General features: G+C 68.6%; 12 protein-coding genes. 5 read left to right on the top strand and 7 right to left on the bottom strand.

Annotation, left to right across the window (positions count from 1 at the left end; all coding sequences use genetic code 11):
* Positions 1 to 97: 97 nt before the first annotated feature.
* Genes ACWDNU_RS29660 through glf form a run of 3 tightly spaced genes read right to left on the bottom strand, consistent with a single transcriptional unit; the run spans position 98 to position 2,884 of the window.
* Positions 98 to 1,153, bottom strand: a complete 1,056-nt coding sequence (locus ACWDNU_RS29660; RefSeq protein WP_449671323.1) for a decaprenyl-phosphate phosphoribosyltransferase — start codon at positions 1,151 to 1,153, stop codon at positions 98 to 100.
* The gene (locus ACWDNU_RS29655) at positions 1,150 to 1,668 is read right to left on the bottom strand and encodes a phosphatase PAP2 family protein (protein WP_344281746.1); all 519 of its coding nucleotides are present in this window, start codon (positions 1,666 to 1,668) and stop codon (positions 1,150 to 1,152) included. The genes ACWDNU_RS29660 and ACWDNU_RS29655 overlap by 4 nt, the downstream gene beginning before the upstream one ends.
* The gene (gene glf, locus ACWDNU_RS29650) at positions 1,661 to 2,884 is read right to left on the bottom strand and encodes a UDP-galactopyranose mutase (protein ID WP_370932575.1); all 1,224 of its coding nucleotides are present in this window, start codon (positions 2,882 to 2,884) and stop codon (positions 1,661 to 1,663) included. The genes ACWDNU_RS29655 and glf overlap by 8 nt, the downstream gene beginning before the upstream one ends.
* Before the next feature lie 89 nt (positions 2,885 to 2,973).
* Between glf and ACWDNU_RS29645 the strand changes: the two genes are divergently transcribed.
* A complete protein-coding gene (locus tag ACWDNU_RS29645) occupies positions 2,974 to 4,986 on the top strand; it encodes a DUF6541 family protein (RefSeq protein ID WP_449671322.1) in 2,013 nt (670 codons plus the stop codon).
* 41 nt (positions 4,987 to 5,027) lie between these two features.
* Here the strand turns inward: ACWDNU_RS29645 and ACWDNU_RS29640 are convergent, their stop codons facing one another.
* Positions 5,028 to 5,915, bottom strand: coding sequence for an LLM class flavin-dependent oxidoreductase (locus ACWDNU_RS29640; protein ID WP_370932577.1), 888 nt, complete (start codon positions 5,913 to 5,915; stop codon positions 5,028 to 5,030).
* A gap of 57 nt (positions 5,916 to 5,972) precedes the next feature.
* Between ACWDNU_RS29640 and ACWDNU_RS29635 the strand changes: the two genes are divergently transcribed.
* The gene (locus ACWDNU_RS29635) at positions 5,973 to 6,797 is read left to right on the top strand and encodes an HAD family hydrolase (protein ID WP_370932578.1); all 825 of its coding nucleotides are present in this window, start codon (positions 5,973 to 5,975) and stop codon (positions 6,795 to 6,797) included.
* A 167-nt stretch (positions 6,798 to 6,964) separates the two neighbouring features.
* On the opposite strand, the gene ACWDNU_RS29630 is transcribed toward ACWDNU_RS29635, so the two are convergent.
* From ACWDNU_RS29630 to ACWDNU_RS29620, 3 genes are read right to left on the bottom strand one after another with little or no spacing between them, the layout of a single operon-like run.
* Positions 6,965 to 7,693 carry a lipoate--protein ligase family protein gene (locus ACWDNU_RS29630; RefSeq protein ID WP_370939319.1) on the bottom strand — a complete coding sequence of 243 codons (729 nt, stop codon included), beginning with the start codon at positions 7,691 to 7,693 and terminating at the stop codon, positions 6,965 to 6,967.
* A gap of 45 nt (positions 7,694 to 7,738) precedes the next feature.
* The gene (locus ACWDNU_RS29625) at positions 7,739 to 8,140 is read right to left on the bottom strand and encodes a VOC family protein (protein WP_449671321.1); all 402 of its coding nucleotides are present in this window, start codon (positions 8,138 to 8,140) and stop codon (positions 7,739 to 7,741) included.
* A 4-nt stretch (positions 8,141 to 8,144) separates the two neighbouring features.
* Positions 8,145 to 8,822, bottom strand: coding sequence for a TetR family transcriptional regulator (locus ACWDNU_RS29620; RefSeq protein WP_370939321.1), 678 nt, complete (start codon positions 8,820 to 8,822; stop codon positions 8,145 to 8,147).
* 92 nt (positions 8,823 to 8,914) lie between these two features.
* Between ACWDNU_RS29620 and ACWDNU_RS29615 the strand changes: the two genes are divergently transcribed.
* From ACWDNU_RS29615 to ACWDNU_RS29605, 3 genes are read left to right on the top strand one after another with little or no spacing between them, the layout of a single operon-like run.
* On the top strand, positions 8,915 to 10,003 hold the full coding sequence (locus ACWDNU_RS29615) for a ferredoxin reductase (RefSeq protein WP_449671320.1): 1,089 nt from the start codon (positions 8,915 to 8,917) through the stop codon (positions 10,001 to 10,003).
* A 17-nt stretch (positions 10,004 to 10,020) separates the two neighbouring features.
* Entirely contained in the window at positions 10,021 to 11,130 is a 1,110-nt protein-coding gene (locus ACWDNU_RS29610) for a fatty acid desaturase family protein (protein WP_449671319.1), read from the top strand.
* Between the two features lie 8 nt (positions 11,131 to 11,138).
* Complete coding sequence (locus ACWDNU_RS29605; protein ID WP_370939324.1) at positions 11,139 to 11,357, top strand: hypothetical protein; 219 nt, start codon at positions 11,139 to 11,141, stop codon at positions 11,355 to 11,357.
* Positions 11,358 to 11,864 lie beyond the last annotated feature (507 nt).

Here is an 11,864-nt window from a genome sequence, read left to right as displayed (position 1 = left end):
AGCGGGTGGGAGGCGGGGTGTCCCGGCTCCCACCCCTGAGGGTGACCGTCGATGCTGTGGAGAAGCTGAATCCCAGCTGTCTAAATCCGCGCGCCGTTCACAGGTAGAACGACAGGAACAGGGTCACGACCCAGGTCGCGCCGAGCACCTGCAGCACGCGGTCCTTCAGGGCGATCTCGTCGGGCGCGCCCGCGTTGCCGCCGTCCACGTCGACCGCGTAGCGGAGCACCGCGATCACGAACGGGACCATCGACACGACCGCCCACACCGAGTTGTGCTCGGCCTGGCGGATCTCGAACGCCCACAGGCAGTAGGACATGATCAGGATCGCCGCGGACGTCGCCCACACGAAGCGCAGGTAGCTCGCCGAGTACTTCTTCAGCGAGGACCGGATCTTCGCGCCGGTGCGCTCGAACAGCATGATCTCCGCGTAGCGCTTGCCCGCCACCATGAACAGCGAGCCGAACGCCGTGACCAGCAGGAACCACTGCGACATCGCGATGCCGCCCGCGACACCGCCGGCCACCGAGCGCATCAGGAAGCCCGAGCCGACGATCGCCAGGTCCACCACCGGCTGGTGCTTCAGGCCGAAGCAGTAGCCGAGCTGGACGGCTTCGTAGACCGCCAGCACGATGGCGAGGCGCCAGTCCGCCGCGAACGACACGGCGAGCCCGGCCAGGAAGAACACCACGGCTGACGCGTAGGCCACCGGGACCGGGACGATGCCCGCCGCGATCGGGCGGTTGCGCTTCGTCGGGTGGGCCCGGTCGGCCTCGACGTCGACGGCGTCGTTGATCAGGTAGACCGACGAGGCGGTGAGCGAGAACGCCACGAACGCGATCAGCGCGTCGATGACCAGCTCGGTCCGGTTCGTCGCCTTGGAGAACGCGAAGAACGGCGCCGCGAAGACGAGGACGTTCTTCACCCACTGCTTCGGCCGCGCGGTTTTGATCACCCCGAGCACGAGACCCACGGGGCTCGGGCCGGAAGACGGCGCCGGGGCGGCCGGGGTCGAGGCCGGAGCCTCGGGCTTCTCGGCCTTGTCGGTGGTTTCTTGTGCCACGTCGGTCTTGTCGGCAGCCGGTTCCGTCGCTTGCGCGGATTCGGCCGTACCGGACGCGTTTTCGGTTCGCTCGTCGGTCGTTTCGCTCATCGCTTCTTGGTCAGCTTCCGTCGGATCAGACCGCCGACGACGCCTCCCAGGGCGGCTCCGGCCAGAACGTCTGTCGGATAGTGAACGCCGAGCAGCAGCCTCGAGGCGAGCATCGGCGGTACCAGGGCGGGGACCAGGTTACGCCCGGTCAATCCGGAGTAGAGCACCGCCGCCGCTGTCGTCGACGTCGCGTGCGACGACGGGAAGCTCAGCTTGCTCGGCGTGCCGACCAGAACCTCCACGCTGGGATGGTCCGGACGGCGCCGCCGCACGACGCGCTTCACGGCGATCGACGCGGCGTGCGCGCCCACCACTCCGGCCGACGCGACCAGCCAGTCTTTGCGCCGGTCGCGGTCCACCGCCGCTCCGAGCAAGCCCAGCGCGAACCATCCCGCGCTGTGCTCCCCGAACAGCGACATTCCCCGCGCGACCTGCACCGTGCCGGGCTTCTTCAGCACCTTCTGGGTGCGGGAGAGCACAGCGACTTCACCACGCGGGGTGTCTTTCTCAAGCATCGATCGACCCATCGAGGGGCGCACCGTCGGTCAGGTGCGGGGCGATCTTGTTGTCGAACATCGACAGCGCCGACCCGATGGCCATGTGCATGTCGAGGTACTTGTACGTGCCAAGACGCCCGCCGAACAGCACGTTCTTCTCGCGCGCCTCGGTCTTCGCCAGCTCGCGGTAGCTTTCCAGCTTCTCGCGGTTCTCGGCGGTGTTGATCGGGTAGTACGGCTCGTCGTCTTCCTTCGCGAAACGCGAGTACTCGCGGAAGATGACCGTCTTGTCCTTCGGGTAGTCCCGCTCCGGGTGGAAGTGGCGGAACTCGATGATCCGGGTGTAGGGGACCTCTTCGTCGTTGTAGTTCACGACCGAGGTGCCCTGGAAGTCGCCCGTCTGCGCGACCTCGGACTCGAAGTCGACGGTGCGCCAGGTGAACCGGCCCGCCGAGTAGTCGAAGTAGCGGTCCAGCGGGCCGGTGTAGACGGTCGGGGTGCCCGCCGGGATGTGCTCGCGGACGTCGAAGTAGTCGACGTTCAGCCGGATCTCGATGTTCTCGTGCTCGGCCATCTTCTCGAGCCACGCGGTGTAGCCGTTGACCGGCAGACCCTCGTACGTGTCGTTGAAGTACCGGTTGTCGAAGGTGTAGCGGACCGGCAGCCGGTTGATGATGTTCGTGCCGAGGTTCTTCGGGTCGTTCTCCCACTGCTTCGCGGTGTACCCGCGAATGAACGCCTCGTAAAGCGGGCGGCCGATCAGGGAGATCGCCTTTTCCTCGAGGTTCTGCGCGTCCTCGGTCCGGAACTCGGCGGCCTGCTTCGCGATGAGCTCGCGCGCCTCGTCCGGCGTGTGCGACTTGCCGAAGAACTGGTTGATCAGGCCGAGGTTCATCGGGAACGAATAGACCTGGTCCCGCACCCTGGCGAAGACCCGGTGCTGGTACCCGGTGAACTCGGTGAAGCGGTTGACGTAGTCCCACACCCGCTTGTTGGACGTGTGGAAGAGGTGCGCGCCGTAGCGGTGCACCTCGATGCCCGTTTCGGGCTCGACCTCGGAGTAGGCGTTGCCCCCGAGGTGGTGGCGGCGCTCGAGGACCAGGACCTTCTTGCCCAGCTCGGCCGCGGCCCGTTCGGCGATGGTCAGGCCGAAGAAACCGGACCCGACGACGACGAGGTCGTAACCGCGAAAGTCGTCTTCAGTAATCTTGGCGGAGTTCGTGTGCTCGCTCACGGGCGCTCAGGGTACGCAGTCGTGCGACCGCCTCCCGAACCGACCTCGGCATCCCGCCGGGTTTTACCCGCACTACACAAGTGAGAAGCATGCCTGCACCAGACACCTTCTGGACTTATCTCGGCGCGGTCGCCACTTACCTGGCCGTGCTGGTGGTCCCGGGCGGCATCATCGGGAGGGCCGCGGGAGTGCGCGGCTGGGCCCTGGCCGGACTAGCGCCGCTGCTCAGCTACGCCGTCACCGGCCTTGGCGGGCCGTGGCTGGCAGCCGTCGGCCTTCACTACAACGTCCTGACCGCCTCGGCGTGCACGCTGCTGCTGGCCGGGATCGCGTGGGGCATCCGCAGGCTGTGCCTCGTGCGCGGCTGGATCAAGCCCGGCGCGGAGGAGCCCCCGGTCGTCTGGAGCACGCGTGCGCACTGGTCGGTCGCCGCGTGCGTCGTGGTGGCGACCGCGCTGTCGATCGCCGTGGTGCTGTCCGCGCGCGGCGGGACGACGGCGGTCTTCCAGCGCTGGGACACCGTCTATCACGCGAACGGCATCCGCTACATCGCCGACACCGGCGACGGCTCGCTGATCGGCATGAGCAAGATCAACTGGTATCCGGACGGCTCGTTCTACCCGAACGGCTATCACCTGGTCGCCGCGCTGGTCTACCAGATCTCCGGGACGAGCATCCCGGTCACGCTGAACGCCGTGACCATGCCGGTCGCGGGCATCTTCGCGCTGTCGATGGTCGCTTTGGTCCGCCAGATGGGCGGCCGTGCGGTATTCGCGGGCTGCGCGGCTCTCATCGCCGCCGCGGCCACCACGGGCGCGTACGAGTCAGTGTCGAGCGGCTTGCTGCCGTACGCGCTGGGCGTGGTCCTGACACCGCTCATGGTGGTTTCGCTGCAACGCTTCCTCGTACGCCCGGGCGTCGACACCGGCTTAGTGCTCGCGCTAACCGTGGACGGCTTGCTCGTCGCGCATTCGAGCGCACTATTCGGCGGCACGCTCTTCGCGGCGCCACTGGTGCTGCAGCGCTGGTATCGGTCGCTTCGCGGGCTTCAGGTGGACGGTGTGCCCGAAGGACGCAACGGGCTGCGCGTGATCGGTGGCGACATCGTGCGCACAGTGCCGGTCATGGTGATCGGGCTCGCGCTCGCCGCACTGCAGATCCTGGGCGCGATCGGCTTCACCAACGGCGCATACCCGTACCAGCCGTGGAATTCGGACCTGCCGGTCATGTCGGCGCTGAACATGCTCGCCACGTTCCAGCAGGTGCTGCACAAACCGCAGCTCTGGCTCACCGTGCTGCTCGTGGTCGGCGTGCTGAGCTTCCGCTCGCTCGGCAGGCTGCGCTGGCTGATGGTGTCCGCGATCGGGCTGTCCGGACTGTTCGTGCTGGTCACGTCCTACGGCGCGTCGCCGCTGGTGATCTCGCTGTCGCGGCCGTGGTGGAACGACCGGTTCCGGCTGATGGCGCTGGCCGCGATCCCGCTGTGCCTGCTCGCCGGGCACGGCATGGCGGAACTGCAGCGCTGGATCGCCCAGCTGATCCGCTCGGTCAGCTGGGCGAAGGCGCGGCCGAAGGTGGTGTCCCGGCTCGGAGTCGCGGCGGCGGCGGTCGTCGTGGCCCTGACCGCGGTGCTGACCGGCGGTTTCTACCGGACCGCGAACGCCACTGCGGTGTCGTTCCTGTACTACAACGGGCCGGAGGGCGAGGTCACGCCGCCGGTCAGCCCGGACGAGATCGCGGCCATGGACTTCCTCGGCCGGATGGGCATCCCGTCGGACCAGAAGGTGCTGAACGACCGCCTCGACGGCACCGCGTGGATGTACGCGCTGACCGGCGTGCACCCGGTGGCGGGCCACTACGACGGCGGCGGCCCGATCTCGCCGGACGCGAAGTACCTGGCGCTGCACTTCCGCGATTACGACCTCGACCTGCGCGTTCGCGAGGCGGTGCAGCGGCTGAAAGTGCACCACGTGCTCGTGGGCAGCGGCTCGATCGCGAGGGACGCGCCGATCTCCCCCGGTCTGCGCGACCTCCGGGGCAGCGATTTCCTGCGCCTCGTGTACGACAATCCCGGCGCGCAGATCTACACGATCATCAAGTAAGTCCTCGGGACCGCGGCCTCCCCGGCCGCGGTCCCGAGTTCTTATTCGGCCTTGAGACCCGGAAGCACTTCTTCGACGACCTTTTCCAGCACCGACTCGTGCCCCTCGTACGGCCCGCTCGAACGCGGCCAGTGCGCGATAACGTCGGTGAAGCCCAGCTCACGGGCCCTTTCGGTGGCCTCGCGGAACGCCGCGACACTGCTGAGCGAGAACACCGGAGCCGCGTCGAGGCTCAGGTGCCGCTGGATGCCCGCCGGCTCGCGACCGGCCGCTTCGAGCCGCTGGTCGAACGTGCGGACCAGCTCCTCGATGCCGGTCCACCATTCGTCGAGGGTGGAGCCGCCGCGACCGGTGGTGACCCAGCCCGCCCCGAACCGCGCGGCCAGCGTCATGGTGCGCGGGCCGTTGGCCGCGACCAGGAACGGCAGCCGAGGCCGCTGCACCGTGCCGGGCAGATTCCGCGCGCCGCGCGCGGAGTAGTACTCGCCGGAGAAGTCGAAGTTGTCGGTCATCAGCAGCCCGTCGAGGGCCTCCACGAACTCGGTGAAGCGGTCGACCCGCTGCCGCGCGGTCAGCTCCGGCGCGGCGAGCACCTGCGCGTCGTAGCGCGAACTGTCCACGCCCGCGCCGACGCCCAGCACGAAACGCCCGTCGGACACGTCGTCCAGGGTGATCAGCTCGCGCGCGAACGGCACGGGATGCCGCGCGACCGGCGAGGCGACGAAGGTGCCCAGCCGGATCGTGGAGGTGACCATGGCCGCCGCGGTGAGGGTGGGCACGGCGGAGAACCACGGGCCGTCGACCAGCGATCGCCAGCCCAGATGGTCGTAGGTCCACGCGTGGTCGAAGCCGTACTCCTCGGCCGCGCGCCATTTCGGCTCGGCCGCCCACCAGCGGTCTTCAGGAAGAATTACGATGCCTGCTCGCACGAGGCCGACCGTAACGTCCAGCACTGACATTCGCTCGAACGGGCGGCGACCGGGAGAATGGGACGCGTGGAGAAACCCCGGTTGATCGCGTCCGATGTCGACGGCACCCTGCTCGGCCCCAGCGAAAAAGTGACGCCGCGCACGGTGGCGGTCGTCCAGCGGGTCCTGGCCGACGACGTGCCGTTCGTGCTGAGCACCGGCCGCCCGCCGCGCTGGATCGCGCCGATCGCCGGGCCGCTCGGGCTGACCGGGTACGCGGTGTGCGCCAACGGCGCCGTGCTGCTGGACATCGGAGCCGATTCGGTGGTCGCGGTGCACGGCGAACTCGAGCCGGTCCTGCTGCACGACCTGGCCTCCGCGCTCGACAAGGCGCTGCCCGGCTGCCGGCTGGCCGCGGAACGGGTCGGCACCGGATCAGTGGACCACGAACTGCGCAATTTCGTGATCGAGCCGGAGTACCACAACCCGTGGGGCGACGAGGAGAGCCGGATCGCGCCGCGCGCCGAGGTGCTCGGGAAAACCGCGATCAAGCTGCTGGTCAGCCGTCGGGGGATGACGTCGGAGGAAATGGCCGAGGCGGTGAACGCGGTGCTCGACGGCGCGGTGGACGTCACGTACTCGTCCACCGGCGGGCTGATCGAACTGTCCGCGCACGGCGTGACCAAGGCGACCGGGCTCGCGGACATCGCCGAACGCTTCGACGTGCCCCAGTCGGCGGTGATCGCCTTCGGCGACATGCCCAACGACGTCGAGATGCTGCAGTGGGCCGGGCACGGCGTCGCGATGGCCAACGGGCACCCGAAGGTGCTGGCGGTGGCGGACGAGGTGACGGGACCGGCTGCGGAGGACGGGGTGGCGCAGGTGCTGGAGCGCTGGTTCTAAGCGCTCCAATGCCGGTTTCTCAGTAGCGCGCGGGGGTTCTCGGGCCCGGCGTGGCGCCCCGCGAGTCCGAGGTTCGTGAGGGGAACCCTGAGGGAATCTGATTCCCTCAGGGTTCCCCTCACGGACTTTCGGCCAGGCTGCACGAATGTGGCTGTCCGGCAAGGAAGTTACGAACGCTGGCGTCCTTCGGCGTGCCAGTCCGGGAATTCGTAGCGGCTCCACAGCAATGACCGCTGCCGCGCCAACTCCCCTGCCGTCGGTTCGCGCGGCGGGAGCGGGCCGAGCAGTCCCGCCGCAGCTGCGCGGACAGTGTCTTCCACTTCCGTCAGCGGCAGCCGCACGCCGTGGTCGACCAGGGACGCGACCTTGCTCCGGTGCGAATCCAGCGGCTTCGGGTCCGGCGGCGGGCCGGTGAGGTATGCGCCGACGCGAGCGGCATCCGTGTCGACCAGCAGCGTCGAATGCGCCAGCAGCACGTCTTTGGTCCGGAAGACCGCGAAGCCGCACAGTTTCGCGTCGCCGACGAAGATGCCGCGGTCGCCGATTCTCGCCGGGAGACCGAGTTTTTCCACTGCGGCGGACATCACCAGTCCGAGCATTTCCAGCGGACGAGGCGCGGGGCCGGGAAGCACGAGCGTCACGTTGAGATTGCCCGGGTCGTGGAACACCGTCCCGCCGCCGCTGGCTCGCCGCAGCACTGGGACGCCGTCGCGAGCGCATTCGTCGACGCGGACCTCGCGGGCGATCCGCTGACCGCGGCCGACCACGACGCACACCGGGTTCCGCCACAGCCACACCACCGGCGCTGTCGGCCCCTCGCGCAGCAGCGCCTCGTCGAACGCCAGGTTTTCGGCTGGGTCGGTGAATTCGGCTCGGACTTCCGACCCGCTCGGCATAGCGTTCCTCCACGATCAGCTGGACTTCGGGATCGTAGAGCAGGCTCAGGACGCGGCCGGGCCGAGCAGGTCCCAGCGGTTGCCCGCGATGTCGCGGAACACGACGACCTGGCCGTACGGCTCGGTCCGCGGTTCGCCGAGGAACTCGACCCCGGCGTCGCGCATCCGCTGATAGCTGGCCTGGAAGTCGTCCGCACGCAGGAAAAACCCGACCCGGCCGGCGTGCTGGTCGCCGACCGCGCGGGACTGCCGGTCGCCGTCCGCCTGAGCCAGGAGGATGCCGGTTTCGCCGCCGGGCGGGCGGACGACCACCCATCGCTTGGGGCGGCCGTCGTTGGTGAGCGACGGCGAATCCTCGGCAAGGTCGAAGCCCAGGGCTTGGGTGAAGAAGTCGATCGCCTCGTCGTAGTCGTCGACGATGATCGCGGTCAGGTGCAGGAAGGCCATGCCGCTAAGGCTGCCAGTGCGGCACGCCGAGCAGGATCATCCGGAGCCGTTTTTCCGCCGCGACCAACGTGCGCTCGTCGGCGGCGGTGTCGCCGGGACGGATGTCCAGCAGTTCGGCGACCGTGCCGAGCATCGCGGTGACGATGAGGTCGGCCAGCAGGTGGAGGTCCTCGGTGGGCCAGGTGCGCAGCGGGTCGAAGCGCGCCAGGTCCAGCGCCAGATCGCTGGAGAACATCCGCATCTCGACCGCGATCGCCCGAGACACCGCGCCGGGACCGGCGTAGCGCTCGCGCGTGACGAACCGGAAGTGGTCCTCGTGCTCGCGGACGTGCCGGTGCAGCGTCTGCACTGAAGCCCGGATCATGCCGCCGTAGCCGCGCTGCTCGGTGCGCGCGCCGCGGAGCATGCCGCGCAGCGTGCGCGTGGTCTCCTCGACCAGCGCGACGCCCAGCTCCTCCATCGACGAGAAATGCCGGTAGAACGCCGTCGGCACGATGCCCGCGCCTTTCGCGACCTCGCGCAGCGAAAGGCTGGCGAAACTCCGGTCGGCGAGCAGGTCGAGCGCCGCGTCGAGCAGCGCCTGACGGGTGCGCTGTTTGCGCTCCTGCCGGCTCACCGGGCCGGCCGGCTCCTCGGCTGCGGACACGTCGAGCAGCGTACTGGCGATCGCCGCATGGCCCACGTCACATCACCTCGCTTCCGCGTTGACAGGCCCCGGGGCCGTGCCCCCACACTAGTCAGTGTACGACTGTGCACTCAACTTCTGGAGGGGTGATGACCGCACTGCTCCCGCGCCGCGTGCGCGGACTCGTCTCGCTCGCCGAGGCGCTGCTCACCCCGCACGGCGCGGACCGGTACCTCGAACTGGTCGACCCGATGCTGGTGCGGCGCGAGATCCGCGGCCGCGTCACCGCCGTGCGGCATCAGACGCCCGACACCGTCACCTTCACGGTGCGGCCGAGCCGGGCGTGGCAGGGCTTCCGCGCCGGGCAGTACGTGCGGATGCAGGTGGAGATCGACGGCGTCCGCCGGACCCGCTGCTACTCGCCGTGCGGCGAGCAGGGCAGCGGTGACCTGGAGTTCACCGTGAAAGCCGACCCGAACGGGCTGGTGTCGCGGCATCTGCAGGACACCGCCGTCGGCGCGGTGGTGGGGCTTTCGCCGGCGGACGGCGAATTCACCCTGCCGTCGCCGCGCCCGGACCGGATCGTGCTGATGAGCGGCGGCAGCGGGATCACGCCGGTCCTCGCGATGGCCCGCACGCTCGTCGCCGAGGGCCACCCCGGCGAGATCGTGTTCCTGCATTACTCGAACACCCCCGCGGACGCCCTTTACCGCGCCGAGTTGGCCGAACTCGCCGCCCGGCACCCGGGGTTCCGCGTGGTCAACGCCCACACCCACGCCCGCCGCGGCGGCGACCTGCACGGCCTGTTCTCCGTCGCGCACCTGGAGAAGGCCGCGCCGTGGTTCCGCGAGGCCGAAACGTTCCTCTGCGGTCCCGCTCCGCTGATGGCCGCTGCACGTGAACTCTTCGAGAACGAGGGGTTGAGTGCACAACTGCACACCGAAGAGTTCACGGCAGCACCGTTGACCTTCGATACCGCGGCCGCCGAGGGCCGGGTGCGCTTCGCCCGCAGCGGCCGGGAGTGCGACAACTCCGGCAAGCCGCTGCTCGAACAGGCCGAGGACGCGGGCCTGACGCCGGAACACGGGTGCCGGATGGGCATCTGCTTCTCCTGCACACAGCTCAAAACCGCCGGACGCGTCCGCAACGCCCGCACCGGCGAGGTCTCCGGCGAGGAGAACGAAGAAATCCAGCTCTGCTTCAGCGTCCCCGTCGGGGACGTCGAAATCGACGCCTGACCACCGGAGGAAGCATCATGACCGGTCTGCAGGACCGCCTGAGCCCCGCACAGGTCGAGGAATTCGGCCGCGAACTCGACGCACTGCGCCAGCGGATCGTCGACGACCTCGGCGAGGAGGATGTCGAGTACATCCGCAAGATCATCAAAACCCAGCGCGCACTGGAGGTGACCGGCCGCGGCCTGCTGTTCGCCGGCTTCCTGCCGCCCGCGTGGCTGGCCGGCGTCGCGGCGCTGTCGGCGGCGAAGATCCTGGACAACATGGAGATCGGCCACAACGTGATGCACGGCCAGTACGACTGGACGCGCATCCCGGAGCTGAGCTCGCAGCGGTTTGAGTGGGACACCGTCGCGCCGGCGGAGAACTGGCGGCATTCGCACAACTACATCCACCACACGTACACGAACATCGTCGACAAGGACCGCGACGTCGGCTACGGAATCCTGCGGATGGACCCGGCGCAGAAGTGGCATCCGTACTACCTGGGCAACCCGGTGTACGCGACGCTGCTCGCGCTGCTGTTCCAGTGGGGCGTCATGCTGCACGACCTGGAAGTCGAGCGGGTGGTGAAGGGCGAGCGAACCTGGGCGGAAAACGTGCCGGTGCTGCGCCGGATCGTCCGCAAGGCCTCGCGCCAGATCGGCAAGGACTACGTCCTGTTCCCGCTGCTCACCGGTCCGCTGGCGCCGCTGACGCTGCTGGGCAACGCGAGCGCCAACCTGGTCCGCAACCTGTGGGCGTTCTCGATCATCTTCTGCGGCCACTTCCCCGCGGACGTCGAGAGCTTCACCGAGGAAGAGACCGAGAACGAAACCCGAGGCCAGTGGTACCTGCGCCAAATCCTGGGCTCCGCGAACATCACCGGCGGCCCGCTGTTCCACATTCTCTCGGGAAACCTGTCGCACCAGATCGAACACCACCTGTTCCCGGACCTGCCTGCGCGCCGCTACCCGCAAATCGCCGGAGAAGTGCGCGAAATCTGCGAACGCTACGGCCTGCCTTACAACACCGGCCCCCTGTACAAGCAGCTGTGGTCGGTAGCTAAGAAGATCGCGCGGCTGGCCCTTCCCGGAAAACCGGGTCCGGCCGCTACCGTGGACCCCGAACGGCAACTCCGAGCAGCCTGAGGAAGCCCATGGTCGGCCCATTCGAAAGTGGCAAGGACACCGTGCAGGAGCTGACGGAGTCCGCAGCCAACCACATCGGCAACATCGCCACGATCATTACTGGCGCAGTCCGCGACATAGCCCGCGAAACGGGCGATTGGTTCACGGACGTGATCGAAATGCGCGAAGCAGCCCAACGCGCGAAGGAAGACGAAGCCCGCCTGGACAAGACCCCAGACGCAGACTGATCTCCGGCGGTTCTGGCCCGGAAGTACGTGAGGGGAACCCTGAGGGAATCTGATTCCCTCAAGGTTCCCCTCACGACCTTCCTTCCGCACGCCGCGCCACGCCGCGATGGGCTCCTTCACGGACTTAGATTCCCTCAAGGGCCCCTTCACGGACCGCCCACCACCCGCCAGAACGCGCCCCAATGCGGCATTGGGTGCATCCCACGCACCCAATGCCGCATTCGGTGCATCTGACGCACCCAACGCCACATTGGGGCGCTAGCCCCAGCCCACTCGCGAACCGCAGCCGAAGCACCCAACGATCGAGGCACCCAGCCGTGCGCCCCACCACCCAACCGCCACCCGGTGCACCCAACGATCGAGGCACCCAGCCGTGCGCCCCACCACCCAACCGCACCCGTGCACCCAAGGTTCGAGGCACCCAGCCCCTCCCCCGCACCCCGATATAAAGCGTCCCTGCGGTCTGGGGGTGCTTGTCAAGGCATCTTTCCCGCCTTGACAAGCACC

The organism is Amycolatopsis sp. NPDC003676, assembly GCF_053587275.1.
This window is presented reverse-complemented; position numbering and strand designations above follow the sequence as displayed.